The organism is Streptomyces sp. DSM 15324 (genome assembly GCF_001514285.1).
Taxonomy (GTDB): Bacteria; Actinomycetota; Actinomycetes; order Streptomycetales; family Streptomycetaceae; genus Streptomyces.
In genome coordinates this window covers 459,938-482,179 of record NZ_KQ949026.1, presented here as the reverse complement: position 1 = coordinate 482,179, position 22,242 = coordinate 459,938, and the positions used below count along the sequence as shown (strand labels likewise).

General features: G+C 73.6%; 20 protein-coding genes and 1 tRNA gene. 14 read left to right on the top strand and 7 right to left on the bottom strand.

Going from position 1 to position 22,242, the window contains the following annotated elements; genetic code table 11:
* Window positions 1-3: 3 nt before the first annotated feature.
* Window positions 4-1,086 (top strand): hypothetical protein, encoded by a 1,083-nt coding sequence (locus tag AQJ58_RS16190; protein ID WP_067250606.1) that lies wholly within the window; start codon window positions 4-6, stop codon window positions 1,084-1,086.
* Window positions 1,083-4,382 carry a hypothetical protein gene (locus tag AQJ58_RS42510; protein WP_067250604.1) on the top strand — a complete coding sequence of 1,100 codons (3,300 nt, stop codon included), beginning with the start codon at window positions 1,083-1,085 and terminating at the stop codon, window positions 4,380-4,382. Before AQJ58_RS16190 ends, AQJ58_RS42510 begins: the two co-directional genes overlap by 4 nt.
* Window positions 4,383-4,446: 64 nt before the next feature.
* Here AQJ58_RS42510 and AQJ58_RS16180 read toward each other — a convergent pair.
* Window positions 4,447-4,534: transfer RNA gene (locus tag AQJ58_RS16180), tRNA-Leu, on the bottom strand.
* Window positions 4,535-4,699: 165 nt separating this feature from the next.
* On the opposite strand from AQJ58_RS16180, the gene AQJ58_RS16175 reads away from it, so the two are divergent.
* The 3 genes from AQJ58_RS16175 to AQJ58_RS45640 all read left to right on the top strand — a co-directional run bounded on the left by AQJ58_RS16175 (window position 4,700) and on the right by AQJ58_RS45640 (window position 7,497).
* Window positions 4,700-6,055: a M20/M25/M40 family metallo-hydrolase gene (locus tag AQJ58_RS16175; RefSeq protein ID WP_067250602.1), complete on the top strand. Its 1,356-nt coding sequence runs from the start codon at window positions 4,700-4,702 to the stop codon at window positions 6,053-6,055.
* A gap of 131 nt (window positions 6,056-6,186) precedes the next feature.
* Window positions 6,187-6,420: a chaplin ChpH gene (gene chpH / locus AQJ58_RS16170; protein ID WP_055638647.1), complete on the top strand. Its 234-nt coding sequence runs from the start codon at window positions 6,187-6,189 to the stop codon at window positions 6,418-6,420.
* Between the two features lie 189 nt (window positions 6,421-6,609).
* Window positions 6,610-7,497: a chaplin gene (locus AQJ58_RS45640; protein ID WP_067250600.1), complete on the top strand. Its 888-nt coding sequence runs from the start codon at window positions 6,610-6,612 to the stop codon at window positions 7,495-7,497.
* 69 nt (window positions 7,498-7,566) lie between these two features.
* Here the strand turns inward: AQJ58_RS45640 and AQJ58_RS16160 are convergent, their stop codons facing one another.
* On the bottom strand, window positions 7,567-7,755 hold the full coding sequence (locus AQJ58_RS16160; protein ID WP_046732800.1) for a DUF5703 family protein: 189 nt from the start codon (window positions 7,753-7,755) through the stop codon (window positions 7,567-7,569).
* Window positions 7,756-7,802: 47 nt separating this feature from the next.
* Between AQJ58_RS16160 and AQJ58_RS16155 the strand changes: the two genes are divergently transcribed.
* Window positions 7,803-8,522 carry a hypothetical protein gene (locus AQJ58_RS16155; protein ID WP_067250597.1) on the top strand — a complete coding sequence of 240 codons (720 nt, stop codon included), beginning with the start codon at window positions 7,803-7,805 and terminating at the stop codon, window positions 8,520-8,522.
* A gap of 101 nt (window positions 8,523-8,623) precedes the next feature.
* On the opposite strand, the gene AQJ58_RS16150 is transcribed toward AQJ58_RS16155, so the two are convergent.
* Window positions 8,624-10,864: a helix-hairpin-helix domain-containing protein gene (locus tag AQJ58_RS16150; protein ID WP_067250595.1), complete on the bottom strand. Its 2,241-nt coding sequence runs from the start codon at window positions 10,862-10,864 to the stop codon at window positions 8,624-8,626.
* The gene (locus AQJ58_RS16145) at window positions 10,861-11,847 is read right to left on the bottom strand and encodes an aldo/keto reductase (protein WP_067250592.1); all 987 of its coding nucleotides are present in this window, start codon (window positions 11,845-11,847) and stop codon (window positions 10,861-10,863) included. Before AQJ58_RS16145 ends, AQJ58_RS16150 begins: the two co-directional genes overlap by 4 nt.
* Before the next feature lie 216 nt (window positions 11,848-12,063).
* Here AQJ58_RS16145 and AQJ58_RS16140 point away from each other — a divergent pair, with 216 nt between their 5' ends.
* Both AQJ58_RS16140 and AQJ58_RS16135 read left to right on the top strand, forming a co-directional pair.
* A complete protein-coding gene (locus tag AQJ58_RS16140) occupies window positions 12,064-13,119 on the top strand; it encodes an LLM class F420-dependent oxidoreductase (protein ID WP_067250589.1) in 1,056 nt (351 codons plus the stop codon).
* Between the two features lie 202 nt (window positions 13,120-13,321).
* Window positions 13,322-14,110: a ferritin-like domain-containing protein gene (locus AQJ58_RS16135; RefSeq protein WP_067250586.1), complete on the top strand. Its 789-nt coding sequence runs from the start codon at window positions 13,322-13,324 to the stop codon at window positions 14,108-14,110.
* A gap of 33 nt (window positions 14,111-14,143) precedes the next feature.
* Here the strand turns inward: AQJ58_RS16135 and corA are convergent, their stop codons facing one another.
* Window positions 14,144-15,139 carry a magnesium/cobalt transporter CorA gene (gene corA / locus AQJ58_RS16130; protein ID WP_067250583.1) on the bottom strand — a complete coding sequence of 332 codons (996 nt, stop codon included), beginning with the start codon at window positions 15,137-15,139 and terminating at the stop codon, window positions 14,144-14,146.
* Between the two features lie 62 nt (window positions 15,140-15,201).
* On the opposite strand from corA, the gene AQJ58_RS16125 reads away from it, so the two are divergent.
* The 5 genes from AQJ58_RS16125 to AQJ58_RS16105 all read left to right on the top strand — a co-directional run bounded on the left by AQJ58_RS16125 (window position 15,202) and on the right by AQJ58_RS16105 (window position 19,102).
* Entirely contained in the window at window positions 15,202-15,888 is a 687-nt protein-coding gene (locus tag AQJ58_RS16125; RefSeq protein ID WP_067250580.1) for a histidine phosphatase family protein, read from the top strand.
* 85 nt (window positions 15,889-15,973) lie between these two features.
* On the top strand, window positions 15,974-16,564 hold the full coding sequence (locus tag AQJ58_RS16120) for a DUF3090 domain-containing protein (protein WP_067250577.1): 591 nt from the start codon (window positions 15,974-15,976) through the stop codon (window positions 16,562-16,564).
* Complete coding sequence (locus tag AQJ58_RS16115) at window positions 16,528-17,361, top strand: SCO1664 family protein (protein ID WP_199844596.1); 834 nt, start codon at window positions 16,528-16,530, stop codon at window positions 17,359-17,361. The genes AQJ58_RS16120 and AQJ58_RS16115 overlap by 37 nt, the downstream gene beginning before the upstream one ends.
* A 114-nt stretch (window positions 17,362-17,475) precedes the next feature.
* A complete protein-coding gene (gene mshC / locus AQJ58_RS16110) occupies window positions 17,476-18,705 on the top strand; it encodes a cysteine--1-D-myo-inosityl 2-amino-2-deoxy-alpha-D-glucopyranoside ligase (protein ID WP_067250572.1) in 1,230 nt (409 codons plus the stop codon).
* A gap of 193 nt (window positions 18,706-18,898) precedes the next feature.
* Entirely contained in the window at window positions 18,899-19,102 is a 204-nt protein-coding gene (locus tag AQJ58_RS16105) for a hypothetical protein (RefSeq protein ID WP_067250570.1), read from the top strand.
* 77 nt (window positions 19,103-19,179) lie between these two features.
* Here the strand turns inward: AQJ58_RS16105 and AQJ58_RS16100 are convergent, their stop codons facing one another.
* Both AQJ58_RS16100 and AQJ58_RS16095 read right to left on the bottom strand, forming a co-directional pair.
* Window positions 19,180-20,184 carry a PAC2 family protein gene (locus AQJ58_RS16100; protein WP_079078955.1) on the bottom strand — a complete coding sequence of 335 codons (1,005 nt, stop codon included), beginning with the start codon at window positions 20,182-20,184 and terminating at the stop codon, window positions 19,180-19,182.
* A 148-nt stretch (window positions 20,185-20,332) separates the two neighbouring features.
* Window positions 20,333-21,004 carry a FadR/GntR family transcriptional regulator gene (locus AQJ58_RS16095; protein WP_067250568.1) on the bottom strand — a complete coding sequence of 224 codons (672 nt, stop codon included), beginning with the start codon at window positions 21,002-21,004 and terminating at the stop codon, window positions 20,333-20,335.
* 202 nt (window positions 21,005-21,206) lie between these two features.
* Between AQJ58_RS16095 and mtnA the strand changes: the two genes are divergently transcribed.
* Window positions 21,207-22,238 (top strand): S-methyl-5-thioribose-1-phosphate isomerase, encoded by a 1,032-nt coding sequence (gene mtnA, locus AQJ58_RS16090; RefSeq protein ID WP_067250564.1) that lies wholly within the window; start codon window positions 21,207-21,209, stop codon window positions 22,236-22,238.
* Window positions 22,239-22,242: the final 4 nt, after the last annotated feature.

The window sequence follows — 22,242 nt, the reverse complement described above, 5'->3', positions numbered from 1 at the left end:
TTCATGTCCGACTCCTCGGCACGCGACATGCTCTGCCCCTACTGCCTGGAAATCGTCTCCTACGACGAACGCCACCTGTTCGTGCGAGACGACCGTCAGCAGTACCAGAGCCTGGACCTGAGTGGCCAGACCAGCCCGCTGCGCCGGGCCGACACCCTGCGCTCGGCCTACCAGCGCTGCCGCAACACCGACGGGGTGACCCCCCACTACATCCCCGTCCCCTACCTCACCAACGGCAGCCCCCTCACGGTGGCGATGGTCGGCGACTCCGCGACCGGCAAGACCCATCTGCTCACCCAGATGATCGGTGAGATCACCGACGGCGGCCTGGAGCAGTACGGGATCACCTGGCAGTCCGTGAACCCCCAGGACCACCGGGAGTTCATGGAGGAGCAGGTCGACGTACTGCGCTCCGGCATCATGCTGGAGCACACCCCGCAGCTGGAGACCTCCGCGACCTTCGAGGAGGCGCTGCTGCTCACCGGGGCGGACGGCAGGACCCGCCCGCTCGCCTTCTTCGACCTCAGCGGCGAGGACCTGCGGCGCACGGACGCCCTGCTGCGCTTCATGCTGGGCGTGGACGCGCTGATCTTCGTCGTCGACCCGCTGCGCGCGCTGCCCCACGCTCAGCTCGATCCCCTGCGCGGCGCCTTCCGCTACACGCGCGGCGGCGACCCGGCCTTCCAGACCGTCCTCGACCGGCTGCCGCGCACCGGCACGTACCTCGGGGTGGCCGCCGCCGTGGTGATCAACAAGTGCGACCTGCTGCGCTTCGAACCCCCGGTGGACCGCTGGCTGTCCCAACCGGCGATGCCCCAGGTCTCCGCCGCCCGGCTGCGCGCGGAGAGCTGCGACGCGTACGCGTTTCTGCGGCACTACGCCGGACCTGCCTGGGTACGGCCGTTCGACAGCGTGCTCCGCTGCACCCTGCACTTCGCCTCCGCGACCGGCAGCCAGTACCGCGACGACCGTTTCGTGCACGGCGTCCGGCCCCGCCGGGTCCTCGAACCGCTGGTCTCGGTGCTGTCCATGTGCGGCATGCTCGGCGACACGGGTGCCGACGGCCCCGCCGAGGTGGGGATGTGAGCGACGGCAACGGCGTGGTCCACCAGATGGTGTTCCGGTGGGCGGGCAGCCGGGGTGCCGCCCGGGGCGCGGGCATCACCGCGGTGGCGTACTCGTGCGACGAACGGGTCGCCCGAGACCTCGCGGAGCAGCGCGGCTCCGTGCTGCGGGTGAAGGGGGGCGGAGAGCGCGTCAGCCTGGTCCGGCTGATCCACGGCGGCCGGGCGGTCCTGCTGCGGAGGATGCCGGAGAAGGACGGCAACAACCGCGAGAGCAACATCTGCCACGCCCTCATGGCCCCGGCCGGGGCGCTCACTGCCCGCCGCTGTCTGGCCCTGGGCGCCGGCCCGTGGAAGGAGGACAAGTGGTTCGACTCGGCGCGGGGCGCCATCCCGGGTTTCGCGCTGAAGGACCTCCAGAAGCTGGCGGACCGGAGGCAGGGGCCGCTGCGGGACGGTGTGGTCCTGGTCCGCGAGCCGTTGGTGCGCCTGGTCGCCGAGCTGCTGCGGGAGCCGGGTGGCCGGGTGTCGGCCCGGATCGGTGAACTGGAGGCGGTGGCCGAGGCCGTCTCCCGGGAACTGCCCGCCGGTCGTGCCGGTCATGCCGGTCATGCCGACGGATGGCCGCCGGACCCGGCGTTGTCGGCCCTGTGGGCCCTGTGCGACATCTTCGGCGGCTGGCTCGGCCACGACGGCTGGACCTACGCCACCTACGACACCTCGGACCGGCATCCGCACCGGGTGGTCTTCGTGCCGGACTGGCGCCGCTCCCACGTCCAGGACGCGGATCTGCGCCGGATCAGGCTGACGGACGTCCAGCAGGACCACGCGGCGGTCCTCGCCCGGATGCTGGTCACCCACTACTGCGACTGGCTCGCCACCGGTTCGCTGGACAACTACCCCCGCCCTCTCGACCGTGCGGCCGACGCGGCGGCCCTGCCGGAGGAGGAGCGTTACGACCGCGTCGAAGCGGCGCTGACCGGCCACCCGCGCCGCCCGCACCGCGCACGGGACGACGAGCGGCCGCCTCCGAACCGCGCCGCCCCGTCGGACGCCTGGGCGCCGGACGCCGAAGCGGAGGGCGAGATCTGGACGCACCGGGAGGCCTGGCAGGCGCACCCACGGGACCGCGACCGACACCCCGCAGGACCGGGAAACCCGTCCCCGTCTCCCTCCTTGCCCCTGCCGACCGGCTGGCAGGGACGGGGAGAGCCGGCCCCGGACGCCACCGTTTCCCCACCGGGGCGCGGGCCGGGGGGCGCTGGACCGCCCGGCCCGGATCTTCGCGCTTCTGCCGAGGAGCCCGGGTCGGCGGAATGGGCTCCGGGACCGCAGCCGCGGACCTCCGGCTCGGGGCCTCAGGGCCGGGGGCACGGGGCGGCGGCCCAGGCGCCTGGTCCCACGGCCGGGCTTCCCGGCGGGGCAGCGCGCGCTGATGACCCGCCCGAGCAGCCCCGCGCCGGGGCGGCCCGGCCCCCGGACCCGGCAACGCGTCCCTCCGACGGGTCGCGCTCGGTGTCGTACCCCCCTGGCCCGGCCGGTGAGGCGCCCGAAGCCAAGGCGTCGCACATCTCGGGTCCGGCTGGTCCGGCTGGTCCGGCCGGTCGGGCATCTCGCGGGCCTGATGGGCCTCCGGGCCCTGGAGCGGGGCCCCGTGGCGCCTCGGGCTCGTCGCCGTACGTCTCCGCCCCGGCCGGGCCGGCATCCGGCGGGGACGGCTGGGACCCCGGTTCCGCGGCGCGGGCCCCCGGTACGGTGCCGGAGGCCCGCGGTACCGCCGCAGCGGCCCTCGGGCCGGCCGGACCGGGCGGGACGGACCCGACCGCGCCCCCCGTCGGAACCGCCGGCCCGGCCGGGTCCGGTGGGGGGTCCGGGGGCCCGGCGAGTCTCGGTCCTGTGGCGGTCGACGGGGGCGTGCGCTCCGGTCTGTCCGGTGCCGGTCCCGCAGGCCGGGCCCCGTCGGTCGAGGGAGGCCTGCGCCCAGGTCGGTCCGGCGTTGGTCCTGGGGGTCCGGCCGCGTCGGTCGGTGGGGGCGTGCGCCCTGGCTCGTCCGGCGTGGGGTCTGCGGTCCCGGCCGCGTCTGTCGGGGAGGGCACGGGCCCCGGCTCCGCCGCGGCTGTCGATGGAGGCGTGCCCCTCGGCCCGTCCGGCGTCGGTCCCGCAGGCCCGGCCGCGTCGGTCGGTGGAGGCATGGGTCCCGGTCTGTCCGGTGTCGGTCCTGTGGGCCGGGCTGCGTCGGTCGAGGGAGGCGTGCGTCCCGGTGCCTCGGGGGTCGGTCCTGTGGGGCCGGCCGCGTCGGTCGGTGGCGGCGTGGGTCCCGGTCAGGGTGGCGGTCCCGCAGGCCCGGCGGCGTCGGTCGACGGTGGCCTGCGTCCCGGTGCCTCGGGTGTCGGTCCTGCGGGCCCGGCCCCGGCTGTCCACGGCGGCCTGTGCCTGGGCTCCTCGGGAGTCGGAGCTGCGGGGCCGGCCCCGTCGGTCGACGGGGGCGCGGGCCCCGGTCCGTCCGGTGTCGGGCCCGGGGGCGCCGACCCGTCCGCCGGGAGGGGCGCGCGTCCTGGTGCCGCTGCCTCCCTCGGTGAGGGTGCGGCCCTTGCCTATCCGCCCAGGCCCAGCAGCCCCCCCGCCCCCGGTGGCCGGGGTGTGCGGCGGTCGCGGGAGGAGCGGGAGCGCGTCGGCCGGGAGGCGCTCGACACGCCCTTCCTCAGCAGCCTCCCGCACCCCAGGACGAAAAGGCGCCGCAAAAGCGGGGAGAGCATGACGACGCAGGCGCGCGGGGAGCTGATCAGGCAGCTGTGCGAGCCGTTCGGTCCCCGTGCCGACGACCTGCGGGGCACGTACCGCCGGAGGATCCTGCAGGAGGCGTCGGTGCCCGACCTCCTCCGCATCCTCACCGTGCCGCTGAACTGCCAGGCCCAGAACATCGTGCTCGGCTGTCTGGGGGACCGCGACTACTCCGAGGGCGAGATCGGCGACCTCTGCAAGGGACTCCTGCACGCCCGGCTGCTGCTCCCGGTCCGGCCCGTGGACGACGACCCCGAGCTGGACGGCGAGCTGCGGCGCCGGGCCGTCGAGGTGGCCGTCTGGCTGTTCCACTGGCTGGTGGTCCCCAGGGCCGAGCAGCACGTGCAGCTGGTGACGGGCTTCCTCGGTGATCTCGTGTCGTCGGGCGACGCCCTCGACCGCCTGCTCCTGGAGCAGATCCTCATTCCGGAGTGGCCCGTGGGCCGGCCAGAGCTGCCGAGCGCCGCGTTGCGGGAGGTGGTGCGCGGCCTGTACCACCACTACGGCCTGTGGACCCCCGGCCCCGAACGGCACTAGCAACAAATGCCGTATACCAGTGAGGGGCGGCCCGGCCTGAGCCGGAACCGCCCCTCACAGGAAGTGGTGTCCGAGGGGGGACTTGAACCCCCACGCCCGATAAAGGGCACTAGCACCTCAAGCTAGCGCGTCTGCCATTCCGCCACCCGGACAAGGTGTCTGTCGCGGCGGGTTTCCCTCGCGGCGACGTCGTAAACACTACCAGGCTTTCGAGGGTGCCCGATCACGCCTGGTCGGACGGGAGGCGTCGGTCCATGTGAACGGAGTGTGACGGGCCGGGACCGGTCTTGGGCGGGGGCCGCACCGGGAGGGAGGATGTGGGGGAACCGGCCAGGACAGCGGGAGGAAGCAGCGTGAGCGACACGGCCAGGAACGTCACCGGCGAGGACGAGGTCGTGGACCTCTGCCGCGACCTCATCCGGATCGACACCAGCAACTACGGCGACCACTCGGGCCCGGGTGAGCGCAAGGCGGCCGAGTGGGTCGCCGAGAAGCTCGCCGAGGTCGGCCTCGAGCCGCAGATCTTCGAGTCGCACCCGGGACGCGCCTCCACCGTGGCCCGTATCGAGGGCGAGGACCCGTCCCGGCCCGCACTGCTCATCCACGGCCACCTCGACGTCGTCCCGGCCAACGCGGTCGACTGGACCCACCACCCCTTCTCCGGGGAGGTCACGGACGGCTGTGTATGGGGCCGCGGCGCGGTCGACATGAAGGACATGGACGCGATGACCCTGGCGGTCGTGCGCGACCGGATGCGCTCCGGGCGCAAGCCGCCCCGGGACATCGTCCTCGCGTTCCTCGCCGACGAGGAGGCCGGCGGCCTGTACGGCGCCCGCCACCTCGTCGACCACCACCGGGGGCTGTTCGACGGCGTCACCGAGGCGATCAGCGAGGTCGGCGGCTTCTCGTTCACCGTGAGCGAGGAGCGGCGGCTCTATCTGATCCAGACGGCCGAGAAGGGCATGCACTGGATGAAGCTGACCGTCGCCGGCACCGCCGGGCACGGCTCGATGATCCACAAGGACAACGCGATCACCGAGCTGTCCGAGGCGGTCGCCCGGCTCGGCCGGCACACCTTCCCGGTCCGGGTCACCAAGACCACCCGCGCCTTCCTCGACGAGCTCGGCGACGCCCTCGGCACGGAGCTGGACCCCGAGGACATGCAGTCCACCCTCGCCCGGCTCGGCGGCATCGCCAAGCTGATCGGCGCGACCCTCAGCAACACCGCCAACCCCACCCAGCTCGGCGCCGGCTACAAGGTCAACGTGATCCCGGGCGAGGCGACCGCGCACGTCGACGGCCGCTTCCTGCCCGGGTACGAGGAGGAGTTCCTCGCCGATCTCGACCGCCTGCTCGGCCCGAACGTACGGCGTGAGGACGTGCACTCCGACAAGGCGCTGGAAACCTCCTTCGACGGGGCGCTCGTCGAGGCGATGCAGTCGGCGCTGCTCGCCGAGGACCCGGCCGCGAAGGCGGTCCCCTACATGCTCTCCGGCGGCACCGACGCCAAGTCCTTCGACGACCTCGGCATCCGCGGCTTCGGTTTCGCGCCGCTGAAGCTGCCCCCGGAGCTGGACTTCGCGGGCATGTTCCACGGCGTCGACGAGCGGGTGCCGGTGGACGGGCTGAAGTTCGGCGTGCGGGTGCTCGACCGGTTCATCGACGCGTCCTGAAAATCGCGCGCACGTGCGGGAGCTGCTGAGAAGAGTGAATGCGCCGATAAGCGCGTAGCCTCATTAATTCCCCCTCGTTACTGGTGATGCGGTCCGCTGCTGAGGATCGCTTTTGCCAACAAGGAGGAATAATGATCAAGAAGGTCGTCGCTGCTGCGGCTGCCACTGGTGGGCTGGTTCTCGCGGGCGCGGGCCTGGCCGTCGCCGATGCCGGTGCCCAGGGTGCCGCGGTGCACTCCCCGGGTGTCGCTTCCGGCAACGTGATCCAGGTTCCGGTGCACGTCCCGGTGAACGTCTGCGGCAACACGATCTCGGTGATCGGGCTGCTGAACCCCGCCTTCGGCAACGTCTGCATCAACAAGTGACGTCGACCCGCTGAGGGGTCGTCCACACCGTCGGCCCCGGAGCGCACCCTGCGCTCCGGGGCCTACCGGTCTTTTCCGAAGGAATGGCCGAAGAATTCGAACGGCCCGAATGTCCCCAAGAAATATCCCGGGTAGTGGAATGATGCGGGAATTCGGGCCGAGGACGAGATCGAAAGCAGGGAAACAGCAATGCGACAGGTCACCCGTAAAAGCCTCATGACCGTGGCGGCGGCCACGGGGGTGATCGCCGCCGCCGGCGGCTACGCGCACGCCGACACGGGCGCGCACGGCTTCGCCACCGACTCGCCCGGCGTCGCGTCCGGCAACACGGTGCAGGCGCCGGTGAACGTCCCCGTCAACGTGTGCGGCAACACCATCGACCTCGTCGGGCTCCTCAACCCGGCGTTCGGCAACTCCTGCACCACCCAGGGTGGCCGCCACCGCGCCCCGGGCGGCTACGGCGACAGCGACCACGCCTACGGCGGCGGCAACCACGGCGGCGGCGGTCACAGCGGCAACGGGGGAGGTCACTGGGGCGGTCACGGAGGTCAGGGCGGGGACGGTGGTCACGGCGGCGGCTACGGCGCGTACCCGGGCTCCGGGGGCGCACAGGCGGGCGGTCACACCGGTGGCTCGCCCGGCGTCGGATCCGGCAACCACGTCCAGGCCCCGATCGACGTCCCGGTGAACGTGTGCGGCAACAGCGTCGACGCCGTCGGGATCCTCAACCCGTCCTACGGCAACGGCTGCGACACCGGCGGCGGCCACGGATACGGCACTCCGCCGGACCGCGGCCACGAGACGCCGGGCCACCCGGGTCAGCACACCCCCGGCAAGCCGGTCGGCCACGGGTCCACCCCCTCCGGGCCCGAGGCCGTGCCGTCCACCCCGGGCCGCGGCACCCCGGCCCACTCGGTGACCGACCACCGGCCCACCGGCACCACCGGTACCGCCGCCAGCGGCGCCCAGCTCGCCGAGACCGGAAGCGAGGTCCCGCTCGGCCTCGCCCTGCCGGCCGGCGCGGGCGCGCTCCTCGCCGGAGCGCTGCTCTACCGCAAGGCGCGCACCTTCGGGTGACCTCCCCCGAGGCCGGACGACGGAGCGGGCCCCGCCTCGGCGGGGCCCGCTCCGTCTGTGTCGCTCACTTCACCATGTGGCACGTACCTGGCGGATGATCCGTCGGCGCAGCCGCACTCGGCGACTGCCGTCACGCATCAGGCTCAGGCGGTCCAACTCCCAGTGTCCGTACTCGGCATGGTCGGTCAGCAGACGCGTCGCCTCCTTGCGGGAGACCCCGCGCGGCACGTACACGTCGACAAATTCGTATTCCGGCATCGCATCTATTGTGCGGGCTGGGGCCTCGTACGGATAGCGTCTGCACTATGTCTGATGCTGCGCAGCCCACCGCTGCCGAGGTACGCGCCGCCGCCGAGGCGGTCAAGACCGCGCTCGACCGCCATCTGGCCGCGGTCGAACGCAGGTCGGGGGAGGACGACCCGGCCGTCTACGAGGCGTTCAACGAGCTGGCCGCGGCCGCCGAGGTCTACGACGAACTGCTCTACGACCGCTACGACGAGGTCACCCCCTTCGAGATCCCCGGCGCGGACGACTCCCTGCCCCCGTACACCGGGCCCGAGGAGCCGAACGCGGTCAGCGTGCTGATCCGCCGGGACTACGCCGTCGCGGAGCCGCAGCGGTTGCTCGCCCAGGCCCAGCGGATCGAGGCGGCGGACGACGAGGGCACGGAGGGCGCGGGCACCGTGCACGGGGCCCTGGGCATCCTGTTCGGCGAGTTCGAACCCGACGAGATCGCCTCCCGGCACAAGGAGTTCGGCCTGGAGGAAGGCGACTCCACGCTGTGGGTGCTCGCCGCCGACGAACCTGCCGAACCGGGCGAGTGGCTGGAGGCCCCGTTCGACCAGGCCGATCCGCAGCGGGTGGTCTGCCGGTTCGACGTGAGCGCGGTCTTCGACGATCTCGACGAGGACGACGAGGACGACGAGGATCTCGCGGCCGAGCTGGACGAACTCGACGACCAGGAGGACGGCGAGGACGGCGAGGACGTGGACGACCTGGAGCCGCTGGACGCCGACCGGCGCTAGGCGGCCGCCGCCCGCGGGCGGCGCGACGACGGGACACGAGCGGCGGCCGGGCCGGGGGAGACCCCGGTCCGGCCGCCGCTCGTGTGCGCGTGCCGGGACGGTCAGCCGGCCGGTGGCACCTGGGTGCGCAGCAGGACCGGCAGCCGGGTCGTCCGCGGTCTGGCCGGGACCTCGGCGACCGCCCGCGCCAGGGCCTGCTCGACACCGTGCACCACGGACAGATGCCGCTCCGCCCGCCCGAACGCCGTGTACACCCACGGCCGGGACAGGGCCTGTGCGGCGTCGCCGGGCAGCACCACGACGGCCGCCGGCCACCGGCCGCCCACCGCCTGGTGCGCGGTCAGCGCCCAGCCGTGCCGCACGGACTGCTCCACCCGCTCCTTCGCTACGACGACGGGGGCGCCCGCGCAGGACAGGTGCAGCCCGTCCGCGTCGGCCTTCTCCACCCGCCCCAGCAGGGTCCGCCCCGGCGCGGGGGAGTGGGCGACCACGTCCCCGGGGTCGAAGCCGCCGAAGCGGCCGGGGCCGGGGTTGAGGCGCTCCTTGAGCGCGGCGTTGAGCGCGCGGGTGCCGGCCGCGCCGCCATGGCCCGGGGTGATCACCACCGTCCGGCCCGGCTCGACGCCGAAGGCCCTCGGCACGGACTCCAGCACGAGTTGCAGGGTGCGGTGCACGGCCTCGGCCGCGTCCCGAACGGGGACGATCACCAGCTCCTTGCCGGGCGCCTCGACCTGGTTGAGCTCGCCCACGCCGATCCCGGAGAGCAGTTCGCCGAGCGGACCGGGGTCGGGGGTGCGTGAGGCGACCTGCGGGCACACCCGGGCGGCGAGCAGATCGGCGAAGACCCGGCCCGGACCGGCCGACCACACCTCCGCCGGATCACCGCTGAGCACCAGCCGGGCGCCGTCCGGCAGCGACTCGACCACCATCGCGGCGCTCTCCACGTCGAGCCGGGGCGCGTCCGTCACGATCAGCAGGTCCAGGGCGAGCGCCCCGTCGGCGTCCCGGCCGGGGCCCTCGGCGCCCGCGAGCAGTCCGTGGACGGTGACGGCGAGGTCCGCCGCGCCGGCCCGTGCCGCGATGCGGTCCCGGCCGTCCGCGGTGTGGCAGGCCGCAACCGCGCGCAGGCCGAGGGAGCGGGCGGCGGTGAGCAGCGCGGCCGGTTCGGCGCGGGCCGTCTCGCCGCCGGTGTGCAGCACCAGGCCGTGCCCGGCGACGGCCCGGATCAGCTCGGCGGCGCTGCCGGACGCCGAGGCGGCGGCCGACTCCCACCCGGCCTCCGAGGCGGTCTCCTTGGCCAGGGAGTTCACGATCCGGGCCAGGCCGTCGGCGAGGCTCTCCTCCGCGAGCGCGTACCGCTCCAGGCCGACCAGGACACGGACCGGACGGTCGCCCTCCGCCTCCGCCTCCTCGTCGTCGCTCTCGGCGTCCCCGGAGTGCGCCGCGTTCGCCGAGGTCTCGGCCTCCGGGTCCTGGAAGGCGAGCGCATCGCCCTCCGCCAGCGCGCTCTGCACGGCCTCGTCGGCGTCCGGCACGGACCGCTGGGCGAGGGCCGCGGTGAGCGCCGGGAGCTCCAGCGCGGTGTGACCGGCGAGGGCCGCCTGTTCCAGGAGCCAGACCGTCAGCGCGCGGCCCCGCCGCTCGTCGTCGGGGGCGCACTCCGCGCCGAGCAGGGCCCGGGCGAACCCGTCGGCCTGCTCCGGCCGTACGCCGGCGACCCGCAGCAGGTGCCAGGGGTCCGCCCGCAGCAGGTCCTCGGCGCCCTCGCCGAGCGCTCCCGCGACCTGCGGGGCGAGCGCCTCGGGGGCACCGCCGTCGGACAGCACGCGCCGCACGGCCGCGACGGTCTCCCGGGCGGGGGCCGGGGGAGCGGCCGGTGCCCCGGCGGGCGACGCCGGCTGCGGGCGCGGTACGGGGTCCGGGGTGGCGGGGCGGCGCGGGGGTTCCGGCGCGCTGAAGACGGTGGCGGCGGGTGTCGCCCCGCCCTCCACGGCCCGGACCGCCGCGAGCAGGTCGGCGGCCCGGCCGCTGAGCTTGGCCCCGCTGTCGATGGGGCCCGCCTTCTCCGCCTTGCGCCGCTCGATCCGCTCCCGCTCCAGCTTCTGCGCGGCCAGCTCGGCCTGTGCCTCACTGACCTGCGCGGCGGCCCCGCCCTCGGCACCCTCGGTGTCGGCGGTCCCGCCCTCGGCGGCCGGGCCCGCGCCGGTCTCCTCGGTCTCGGTCTCGGTCGCCGTCTCCTTCTCGGTCTCGCCCCCGCTCGCGGCCGGGGTGCTGTCGTCACCGTCCGGTGTCCCCGGCCCGGTGTTCTCGGTGTCGTCCGAGGAATCCGGTTCCGTGCTCACAGCGTGCTCCAGTCGTGATCGGGATAGCGGTGCACGGGCGCCGACACGTCGTCGAGGGCCCGGCAGATCTCGTCAGGAAGCGTAAGGGCCTCCACTGACAACGCCGCCGTGAGCTGCTGCGCGTTGCGCGCGCCGACCACGGGGGCGGCCACGCCGGGCCGGTCGCGGACCCAGGCCAGGGCGACCTGGAGCGGGGTGACCGCGAGCCCGTCCGCCGCGGTGGTCACGGCGTCGACGATACGGCTCGCGGTGTCGTCCAGGTACGGCTCGACGAAGGGCGCGAAGTGCTCGGAGGCGGCGCGCGAGTCGGGCGGCAGGGCGTCGCCCCGGTACTTGCCGGTGAGGACGCCCCGGCCGAGCGGCGAGGACGGCAGCAGCCCGATGCCCAGGTCGAGCGCGGCCGGCAGCACCTCGCGCTCCACGCCGCGCTGGAGGAGCGAGTACTCCATCTGCGTACTGGCGAGCCGGGTGCGGACGCCGGGTGCGGCGAGCTGCCAGGTGGCGGCCTTGGCGAGCTGCCAGCCGCAGAAGTTGGACACCCCGGCGTAGCGGGCGCGGCCGCTGGCGACGGCGATGTCGAGGGCCTGGAGCGTCTCCTCCAGCGGGGTGTCCGGGTCGAAGGCGTGCACGTGCCAGATGTCGACGTGGTCCGTGCCCAGCCGGGCGAGGGAGGCGTCCAGGGCGGCGAGGAGGTGGCCCCGCGAGCCGTCGAAGCGCCGGTCGGGGTCCGGCACGCTGCCCGCCTTGGTGGAGATGATCAGGTCACGGCGGGGCACCAGGCCGTCTATGAGCCGTCCCAGGAGGTACTCGGCCTCTCCGTCGCCGTACACGTCCGCCGTGTCGACGAGGGTGCCGCCCGCCTCCCAGAACGTCTTCACGAGGTCCGCGGCGTCGTGCTCGTCGGTGTCGCGCCCCCAGGTCAGGGTGCCGAGCCCGATGCGGGACACACGCAGGCCGGTGCGGCCGAGATGCCTCTGCTCCATGAACGCCGACATTACTGGCCAGAACTGGGCCGTGGGTTGCCTGTGGACAACGGAATCTCCGCGCGTCATCCCGCCGGCTCCCCGCCACGGCGCACCCGCCCCACCCCCTCGCGCCGCGCGGCGGGCGACGCTCACCACACCGGGCTCCCCACCCCCGGTCCCCCGCGCTAAGGTCGGCACGACAGCGTCGTTACTGATCAGTAAGGGGAATCGGCCATGCAGCTCGGGATCAACCTCGGCTACTGGGGTGCCGGAATGGACGCGGACAACCTGGCCGTCGCCCAGGAGGCCGACCGCCTCGGCTACGCCGTCTGCTGGGCCGCGGAGGCCTACGGCTCGGACGCCGCCACCGTATTGAGCTGGGTGGCCGCCAAGACCGAGCGGATCGACGTCGGCTCGGCCATCTTCCAGATCCCGGCGCGCCAGCCCGCGATGACCGCGATGACCGCCGCCACCCTCGACTCCCTCTCCGGCGGCCGGTTCCGCCTCGGCCTCGGCGTCTCCGGCCCGCAGGTCTCCGAGGGCTGGTACGGCGTCAAGTTCGACAAGCCGCTCTCCCGCACCCGTGAGTACGTCGAGATCGTCCGCAAGGCGATGACGCGCGAGCGGCTGTCGTACGAGGGCGAGCACTGGACGCTGCCGCTGCCCGGCGGCCCCGGCAAGCCGATCAAGCTGACCGTGCACCCCGAGCGCGAGCACATCCCGCTGTACATCGCCGCCATCGGCCCGAAGAACCTCGAGCAGACCGGTGAGATCGCCGACGGCGCGCTGCTGATCTTCCCCTCCGCCGACCACATCGAGGACACCGCGCTCCGGCACATCCGGGCCGGGCGCGAGAAGGCCGGCAAGACCCTGGAGGGCTTCGACGTCTGTCCGACGCTGCCGCTCGCCGTCGGCGAGGACAAGGACGTCGAGAAGCTCGCCGACACCTTCCGCCCCTACACCGCCCTGTACGTCGGCGGGATGGGCAGCCGCAAGCAGAACTTCTACAACCAGCTCGCCCAGCGCATGGGCTACGAGGCGGCGGCCGCCGAGGTCCAGGACAAGTACCTCGCCGGCGACAAGCAGGGCGCCGCCGCCGCGATCCCGCACGACCTGATCGACCGCACCACGCTGCTCGGCTCGGTGGAGCGGATCGCCGACCGGATGAAGGCCTACGCGGCGGCCGGCGTCACCACCCTGACCCTCGCCCCCGCGGGCTTCACCCTGGAGGAGCGCCTCGCCTCGCTGCGCGCGGGTTCTCGGGCGCTGGAGCTGGCCGGTCTGGCCTAAGGGTTCCCGCGCCGGGACACCCGGAAGTTACCGCGGCCGTGGTGGGGGCTCGGGGGTCTTCCCCGCCACGGCCGTCACGGAGAACAACGCCCCGGAGCGCGCGCGGTTACGCCTCGCGGCGCGCCGTGGCCCTCATCCTTTCGGCCGAGTCCCCGTCCCCCATCTGTTGCGGCCCGGTTCGTCCCGCATTTGACTCATGTGCATGCTTTCGGCCAAGAGTCTGTTCCAGGAGATCCTCGACAACGACGAGTCGTTCGCCCTGTTCTGCTCCATCGCCGCCGGCGGGGAGTCGCAGGGCGGCTGGGAGAACGCCCGGATCGCCGCGCTCGTCCCACCCGACCAGCGCGGCCTCGCCCCCAAGATCGCCCGCCACGGCGCCGACGAGGACAAGCACGGCCGCATCTTCAACGCCCTGATGAAGAAGCGCGGCGTCCACCCCGTCCCGGTGCCGCCGGAGACCGACTACACGATGCTCCTGGAGCGCAACGGCATCGGCCTCGCCCACGAACGACTGCGCGCCGACCGGCCGCTGACCGTCGAGGACATCGTCACCTACCTCGCCCACAGCCGGGTCACCGAGCAGCGCGCCTCCGAACAGATGGACCTGCTGCGCCGTTACTTCGCCGACCACCCCGCCATCGGCCGCGCGGTCAGGATGATCTCCGACGACGAGGGCAACCACCTCGCCTACTGCCACGAGGAACTGCTGCGCCTCGCCCACGCCGGTCACGGCCGCGCCATCCAGCGCACCCTGCGCGCGTGCGCGCTCGCCGAGATCCGGGTCTACCGGGACGTCAGCCTCGCCGTCATGGCGCACATGGGCCGCATCCTCGGCTGGCCGAAGGCCAAGTCCGCGGTCCTCGCGGCCGGTGTCCACGGCCTGTACGCCTGGGAGCGGTTCGCGGGCTGGCGGCGGATGGTGTCCCTGGAGATCCCCACGCACCGCGACGCCCTCGGCGGACCCGCCACCCCCGCCCCGGAGTACGCCTGAGCCCCGGCGGGCCCAGGCCCTCCGGGGCAGGGGCTACAGCCAGCCCCGCCGCTTGAACAGCCGGTACAGCACCGCCTCCAGGGCCGCCATCAGCGCGATCACCGCCGGGTACGACCACAGCCAGTGCAGCTCCGGCATGTGGTCGAAGTTCATCCCGTAGATCCCGGCGATCATCGTGGGTACGGCCGCCATCGCCGCCCACGCGGAGATCTTCCGCATGTCGTCGTTCTGGCGGACGCTCGTCTGCGCCAGATGAGCGCTGAGGATGTCGGAGACCAGCCGGTCCAGGCCCTCCAAGGACTCGTTCACGCGCGTGAGGTGGTCGCTGACGTCCCGGAAGAACGGCCGGGCCTTCGCGTTGACGAAGGGCAGCCCGGAACCCGGGCCGCCGGTGTCCGCCAGGCGGGTCATGGGCGGCACCAGGGGGACACAGGCGCGGCGGAACTCCAGCAGCTGCCGCTTGAAGCCGTAGATCCGCGACGCGGTGTGCCGCGAGCCGTCGCCCGTCGGGGAGAACACCTCCGCCTCCAGCTCCTCCAGGTCGGTGCCGAGCTCGGTCACCACCTCCAGGTAGTGGTCCACGACCGCGTCCGCGATCGCGTACAGCACCGCCGTGGGCCCCTTGGCGAGGATCTCCGGCTCGTTCTCCAGCCGCCGCCGCACGGCGCCCAGGGGTGAGCCCTCGCCGTGCCGGACCGTCACCACGAAGGCGTCGCCGAGGAAGACCATGATCTCGCCGGAGGAGACGGTGTCGCCCTCGGGCTCGTACACGACCGGCTTGAACACCTGGAACAGCGAGTCGTCGTAGACCTCCAGCTTGGGCCGCTGATGCGCGTTGAGGGCGTCCTCCACGGCCAGCGGATGCAACCCGAACTCCGCCGTGACGTGCTCGAACTCGTCCTCGGTCGGCTCGTACAGCCCGATCCACACGAAACCGTCTGAGGCACGCGCCTCGGCCAGGGCGTCGGAGAGATCCTCCGGCCCCTCCGCCCGGCGCCCGTCGCGGTAGACCCCGCAGTCGACGATCACGGAGCGTATTCTCCCTTCGTCCGCCGCCCGGCGCACGCGTGCGTGTGCCTACGCTGGGCCGCATGCCCACGCTGATCCTTGTCCGGCACGGACGTTCGACCGCCAACACCTCCGCAGTGCTCGCGGGCTGGACGCCCGGTGTCGCGCTCGACGAGCGCGGGGCCGCGCAGGCCGCCGCGCTGCCCGGCAGGCTGGAGGGGCTGCCGCTCGCCGAGGTCGTCACGAGCCCCCTGCAACGCTGCCAGGAGACGATCCGGCCCCTCCTCGACGCCCGCCCCGCCCTGCCCGTCCACACCGACGAGCGGATCGGGGAGGCCCACTACGGCGACTGGTCCGGGCGCAAGCTCGCCGAGCTGAAGGACGAGCCCCTGATGGAGGTCGTCCAGGCGCACCCGTCCGCGGCCGCCTTCCCCGGCGGTGAGTCCATGCGCGCCATGCAGACCCGCGCCGCCGAGGCCGTCCGCGAGTGGAACGCGCGCGTGGAGCGCGACCACGGCGCCGACGCCGTCTACCTGATGTGCTCGCACGGCGACATCATCAAGTCCCTCGTGGCGGACGCCCTCGGACTCCATCTCGACCTCTTCCAGCGGATCTCCGTCGAACCGTGTTCCATCACCGCGATCCGTTACACCCGGCTGCGCCCCTTTCTCGTACGCCTCGGCGACACCGGCGACTTCGCCTCCCTGGCGCCGCGCGAGGAACCCCCGAGCGGCGACGCGACGGTCGGGGGCGGCGCGGGCGCACCGTGATCGTCGGCCGCAGTAGGGTGAAGCGGTCCACACACGCGTACACGCATGGACGTTCCCGAACCCACGACTCCCATGGAGACAGGACGTGTCCCGTCAGGTGTTCCTCTACGACCCACCGGACCGCTTCGTGGCCGGTACGGTCGGACTGCCCGGGCGCCGTACCTTCTTCCTCCAGGCCACCTCCGGTGCCCGGGTGACCAGCGTGGCCCTGGAGAAGACCCAGGTCGCCGCGCTCGCCGAGCGCATGGACGAGCTACTGGACGAGGTCGTACGCCGTAGCGGCGGAAGCGCCTCGGTGCCCGCCGTGGCGCCCGCCGAGAACGCCGACACCGCCCCCCTCGACGCCCCCGTCGAGGAGGAGTTCCGGGTCGGCACCATGGCCCTCGCCTGGGACGGCGAGGAACAGCGCATGATCGTCGAGGCGCAGGCCCTCGTGGAGCTCGAGGCCGACTCCGAGGAGGATCTCGCCGAGGCCGAGGAACGGCTCCTCCAGGACGAGGAGAACGGGCCCCCGATGCTGCGGGTCCGGCTCACCGGCGCGCAGGCGCGAGCCTTCGCCAAGCGCGCCCTCGACGTCGTCAACGCCGGCCGGCCGCCGTGCCCGCTGTGCAGCCTGCCGCTCGACCCGGAAGGACACGTATGTCCGCGCCAGAACGGATACCGCCGCGGGGCGTGACGACCACCGACCCGGCCTTCGCCGGCCTCCTCGCCCGGGGCGAGCTGACCGTACGGGGCCGCATCCGCGACGCGTCCAACGCCGCCCTGTACTGCACCGTCGCCCACGAGGACCGCGAGGCCTTCTGCGTCTACAAGCCCGTCGCCGGCGAGCGGCCCCTGTGGGACTTCCCCGACGGCAACCTCGCCCGGCGCGAGGTCGCCGCCTACGAGGTCTCCGAGGCGACCGGCTGGGGCCTCGTACCGCCCACCGTGCTGCGCGAGGGGCCGTACGGCGAGGGCATGTGCCAGCTGTGGATCGAGGTGGCCCCCGAGGCCGAGCTGCTCGCCCTGGTCGACGGCGAGGAACCCGAGCCGGGCTGGAAGGCGATCGGCTTCGCCGAGGTCGGCGAGGGCCGCACCGCGCTGCTGGTGCACGCCGACGACGAGCGGCTGCGGCGCCTCGCCGTCCTCGACGCGGTGATCAACAACGCCGACCGCAAGGGCGGCCACCTCCTGCCCACCGCCGACGGCCGGCTCTACGGCATCGACCACGGAGTGACCTTCAACACCGAGAACAAGCTGCGCACCCTCCTGTGGGGCTGGGCGGGGGAGCCCCTGACCGCGGAGGCGGTGGACGTCCTCCAGGGCCTCAAGGCCGCTCTGGAGCCCTCCGGGGCGCTCACCGGCACCCTGACCCCGCTCATCACCGCGGCGGAGCTGGACGCCACGCGCGCGCGGGTCGACGGGCTCCTGCAGAGCGGCAGACATCCCGAGCCCGGGGGCGAGTGGCCCGCCATCCCCTGGCCACCGGTGTGACGGTCCTGACGCGTGCCGTCTGCACACGGGGCGGAAACGCGCAAGAGCGCCTTCCCGGTCATCCGGCCCGCTCCGGCGCGTATGCACAACATCCGTCCGGGTTACGCTCATGACATGCATGCCTGGCCCGCTTCCGAGGTCCCCGCCCTGCCTGGTCAGGGCCGCGACCTGAGGATCCACGACACCGCGACCGGTGGTCTGGTCACCCTTGACCCCGGTCCCGTCGCCCGTCTCTACGTCTGCGGCATCACGCCGTACGACGCGACCCACCTGGGACACGCGGCGACCTACAACGCGTTCGACCTCGTCCAGCGCGTGTGGCTCGACACCAAGCGGCAGGTTCAGTACGTCCAGAACGTCACCGACGTCGACGACCCGCTCCTGGAGCGCGCCGAGCGCGACGGCGTCGACTGGGTCGCCCTCGCCGAGAAGGAGACCGCTCTCTTCCGCGAGGACATGACCGCCCTGCGGATGCTCCCCCCGCAGCACTACATAGGCGCCGTCGAGGCGATACCCGGTATCGTCCCGCTCGTCGAACGGCTCCGCGACGCGGGCGCCGCCTACGAGCTCGACGGCGACATCTACTTCTCCGTCGAGTCCGACCCCCACTTCGGCGGGGTCTCGAACCTCGACGCCGCCGCCATGCGGCTGCTGTCCGCCGAGCGCGGCGGCGACCCGGACCGCCCGGGCAAGAAGAACCCCCTCGACCCGATGCTCTGGATGGCCGCCCGCGAGGGCGAGCCCAGCTGGGACGGCGGCTCCCTCGGCCGCGGCCGCCCCGGCTGGCACATCGAGTGCGTCGCCATCGCGCTGGACCACCTGGGCATGACCTTCGACGTCCAGGGCGGCGGCTCCGACCTCGCCTTCCCGCACCACGAGATGGGCGCCTCGCACGCCCAGGTGCTCACCGGCGAGTTCCCCATGGCCAAGGCCTACGTCCACGCCGGCATGGTGGCCCTGCACGGCGAGAAGATGTCCAAGTCCAAGGGCAACCTCGTCTTCGTCTCGCAGCTCCGCCGGGACGGCGTCGACCCCGCCGCGATCCGCCTCTCCCTCCTCGCCCACCACTACCGGGCCGACTGGGAGTGGACGGACCAGGTCCTCGCGGACGCCGTCGCCCGCCTCGGCCGCTGGCGCGCCGCCGTGTCCCGCCCCGACGGACCGCCCGCCGAGGCGCTGGTGGACGAGATCCGTGAGGCCCTCGCGCACGACCTCGACGCCCCGGCCGCGCTGGCCGCCGTCGACCGCTGGGCCGCCCTCCAGGAGGAGCGGGGCGGCACGGACATCAGCGCCCCCGGAGTCGTCTCCCGGGCCGTCGACGCCCTGCTCGGCGTCGCGCTGTAGGCGGCGCCGCCGATCGCCCGCCAGGGGCCCTTCACCGGTTCGCCCGGCGAAGGGCCCCTGTGCTGCGGTGAGGCGGCAGCTGATCGCCGGACCGGCCAACTGCCTCCCGGCGCAGGCTGCTCGCCCTCCCCACCGCATACCTCGACCGCCTCGGCGACGGCTCCCTCTACCGCGCCGACCTGCGCACCGGCGCGTGCGCGCCCTCATCTCCACGAGCCCCGGCACCCCCTCCTCGGCCTCGAACCCGACGACGAGGGGCGGCTGTTCGTCGCCCGCCGCGACCCGGGCGCCGGTCCGGTACGCCCTGCCGCTCGGCCGGCGTGGGGGACTCCCGGACTCCGCCGACGCCGACGCCGCCGCCCGAGACGACGTACGCGACGTCGCCGTCCCGGCATGACGAAGGGGCGGTGCGTTGAGGGAAACGCACCGCCCCGATCCGTACCGCCCCGATCCGCCGATCCGCCGATCCGCCGGTCAGTCCTCCGACGAATCCTCGTCGCCCGGCTCGGCGGACTCACCGGACTCACCCGACCCACCTGAAGCGCCCGACTCGGTGGACTCACCCGGCTCGCCGGTCTCCCCGCTCGGCCGGGGCGGCTTCGGAGGACGGGTCCGCTCGCCGGGGTCCGGCGGGCCCCCGCCGTCCCGGCGCCGCAGATAGCGCTCGAACTCACGGGCGATCGCCTCGCCCGACGCCTCCGGCAGCTCCGCCGTGTCGCGGGCCTCCTCCAGCGTCTGGACGTACTCCGCGACCTCGCTGTCCTCCGCCGCCAGCTGGTCCACGCCCACCTGCCACGCCCGCGCGTCCTCGGGCAGCTCGCCCAGCGGGATCCGCACGTCGATCAGGTCCTCGAGCCGGTTGAGCAGGGCCAGCGTCGCCTTCGGGTTCGGCGGCTGGGAGACGTAGTGCGGCACGGCCGCCCAGAGCGAGACCGCCGGCACGCCCGCGTGCGTGCACGCCTCCTGGAGCACGCCGACGATGCCCGTCGGGCCCTCGTACTTGGTCTCCTCCAGGTCCATCCGCCGCGCCAGATCGGCGTCGGACGTCGTCCCGCTGATCGGGACCGGACGGGTGTGCGGGGTGTCCCCGAGCAGGGCGCCCAGGATGACCACCAGCTCCACGCCCAGTTCGTGCGCGAAGCCGAGCAGCTCGTTGCAGAACGAGCGCCAGCGCATGGACGGTTCGATACCGCGCACCAGCACCAGGTCCCGCGGCTTGTCGCCGCCGACCCGCACCACGGACAACCTTGTCGTGGGCCACGTGATCTTGCGCACGCCGCCGTCCATGAACACCGTGGGGCGGTTCACCTGGAAGTCGTAGTAGTCCTCGGCGTCCAGCGCCGCGAAGACCTCCCCCTTCCACTCCCGCTCCAGGTGCGCGACCGCGGTGGAGGCGGCGTCGCCGGCATCGTTCCAGCCCTCGAACGCGGCCACCATGACCGGGTCGATCAGCTCGGGAACCCCCTCGAGCTCGATCACCCAGCGCCTCCTTCCGACGTGCCCTCGCCTGACCACCCAACCTTACGGCGTTCCGCGGGGGCGCCCGCAGCCCCCTTGCACGGGGGAGTGAACGGATCACTGCCCCGTTCACCCTGCTCGAACACCCCGGCAGTCCCGGGCGGTGGCCTCAGAGGCTCGACCGCAGCCACTGCTCCACGCTGGCGATGTGCACGGTCGCCCAGGACCGCGCCGCCTCCGCGTCCCGGTCCCGCAGCGCCGCCAGGATCGCGCGGTGCTCGCGCAGGGTCCCGGCGACCGCGTCCTCCTGGGTCAGCCCCCGCCAGATCCGGGCCCGGGTGGTCGGCCCCGACAGCCCTTCGAGCAGGGAGCACAGCACCGAGTTCCCCGCGCTCTGCACGATGCCCCGGTGGAACTCCAGGTCGGCGGCGACGATCTCCTCCACCGACGGCGCGTCCCCCAGTCTGTCCAACTGGGCTTCGAGCGCGTCCAGTTGCTGCTCGCTGACGCGCAGCGCGGCCATCGCGGTCGCGGCCGGTTCCAGGATGCGGCGCACCGCGAGGAACTCCAGGACCGTGTCGTCGCGATGGAAGTCGACGACGAACGACAGCGCCTCCAGCAGCAGTTGGGGATCGAGGCTGGTCACATAGGTGCCGTCGCCCTGGCGCACGTCCAGGATCCGGATGAGCGACAGGGCACGCACCGCCTCCCGCAGGGAGTTGCGCGACAGCCCCAGTTCGGCGGCCAGCTCGCTCTCCTTCGGGAGCCGGTCGCCCGGGCGCAGCGCACCCGAGACGATCATGCCCTTGATCTTCTCGATCGCCTCGTCGGTGACGGCCACGACCAACCTCCCTCTCGTCCCCGACCGGCTCGGATGCCGACCGGTTCCAGACATCGGACGTCTCAGGCCATTATGGGCCCGGCGCCGCGTCACCGGGGAGCCACCGGACGGGAAGCCCCAGGTCGGCGACCGCTTTCGAACGCTGGTTCTCCCAGGTCATGTACGGTGGCGGGCACCACCGGATCATCAGGAGTGTCCCGCTATGCCCCAGGAACTGCGCGCGGTCGCCTGGACCGGAAACGGCCTCGCGCTCATCGACCAGACGCTGCTGCCGCACCGCAACGAGACCGTGGACGTCCGCGATGTGGATACCCTGGTGGACGCGATCCGGCGGCTCGTCGTGCGCGGCGCCCCCGCCATCGGCGCGGCCGGCGCCTACGGCGTCGCTCTCGCGATCCTCCAGGGGCAGCGGGAGGGCTGGACCGGTGCCGAGGTGCGCGCGGCCGTCGCACGGGTGCGCGCGGCACGGCCCACCGCCGTGAACCTCATGGTGTGCGTCGACCGCGTCATGACCCGCTTCGACGAGGGCCTCGACGCGGTCCTCGCGGAGGCGGCCGCCGTCCAGCGCGAGGACGTCGAGGCCAACCGCGCGATGGGTGCGTTCGGCGCGGACTGGCTGCTGAAGCGGGCCGGCGAGGACCGGCCGCTGCGGCTCCTCACCCACTGCAACACCGGAGCCCTCGCCACCGCCGGGTGGGGCACCGCCCTCGGCGTCATCCGCGAACTCCACGCCCGCGGCCGCGTCGAGGTCGTCTACGCCGACGAGACCCGGCCCCTCCTCCAGGGCTCCCGCCTCACCGCCTGGGAACTGGTCCAGGAGGGCATCCCGCACTACGTCCAGGCCGACGGGGCCGCCGCCGGCACCATCCTGCGCGGCGAGGTCGACGCGGCGATCGTCGGCGCCGACCGCATCGCCGCCAACGGCGACACCGCCAACAAGGTCGGCACCGTGGGTATCGCCCTCGCCTGCGCCGACGCGGGCATCCCGTTCCTGGTGGCGGCACCGACGACCACGGTGGACCTCGCCACCCCGGACGGCGACGCCATCCACATCGAACTGCGCGGCGAGGACGAGGTGCTGGAGTGGGCCGGGGTCCGCACGGCCCCGGCCGCCTCGCGGGGCCACAACCCCGCCTTCGACGTGACACCGGCCCGGTTGGTGACGGGCCTGGTCACCGAGCGGGGCGTGCTGGACGTGGCGGCGGGCGAACTGCCGGGCGACCACCTGAAGTAGGCGC

What these genes read in the sequence shown, in the direction of transcription:
- AQJ58_RS16190 (WP_067250606.1), top strand. Translation starts at nt 4, where the DNA reads ATGTCCGACTCCTCGGCACGCGACATGCTCTGCCCCTACTGCCTGGAA.
- chpH (WP_055638647.1), top strand. Translation starts at nt 6,187, where the DNA reads ATGATCAAGAAGGTCGTCGCTGCTGCGGCTGCCACTGGTGGGCTGGTT.
- AQJ58_RS45640 (WP_067250600.1), top strand. Translation starts at nt 6,610, where the DNA reads ATGCGACAGGTCACCCGTAAAAGCCTCATGACCGTGGCGGCGGCCACG.
- AQJ58_RS16160 (WP_046732800.1), bottom strand. Translation starts at nt 7,755, where the DNA reads ATGCCGGAATACGAATTTGTCGACGTGTACGTGCCGCGCGGGGTCTCC.
- AQJ58_RS16155 (WP_067250597.1), top strand. Translation starts at nt 7,803, where the DNA reads ATGTCTGATGCTGCGCAGCCCACCGCTGCCGAGGTACGCGCCGCCGCC.
- AQJ58_RS16145 (WP_067250592.1), bottom strand. Translation starts at nt 11,847, where the DNA reads ATGGAGCAGAGGCATCTCGGCCGCACCGGCCTGCGTGTGTCCCGCATC.
- AQJ58_RS16140 (WP_067250589.1), top strand. Translation starts at nt 12,064, where the DNA reads ATGCAGCTCGGGATCAACCTCGGCTACTGGGGTGCCGGAATGGACGCG.
- AQJ58_RS16135 (WP_067250586.1), top strand. Translation starts at nt 13,322, where the DNA reads ATGCTTTCGGCCAAGAGTCTGTTCCAGGAGATCCTCGACAACGACGAG.
- AQJ58_RS16125 (WP_067250580.1), top strand. Translation starts at nt 15,202, where the DNA reads ATGCCCACGCTGATCCTTGTCCGGCACGGACGTTCGACCGCCAACACC.
- AQJ58_RS16115 (WP_199844596.1), top strand. Translation starts at nt 16,528, where the DNA reads ATGTCCGCGCCAGAACGGATACCGCCGCGGGGCGTGACGACCACCGAC.
- mshC (WP_067250572.1), top strand. Translation starts at nt 17,476, where the DNA reads ATGCATGCCTGGCCCGCTTCCGAGGTCCCCGCCCTGCCTGGTCAGGGC.
- mtnA (WP_067250564.1), top strand. Translation starts at nt 21,207, where the DNA reads ATGCCCCAGGAACTGCGCGCGGTCGCCTGGACCGGAAACGGCCTCGCG.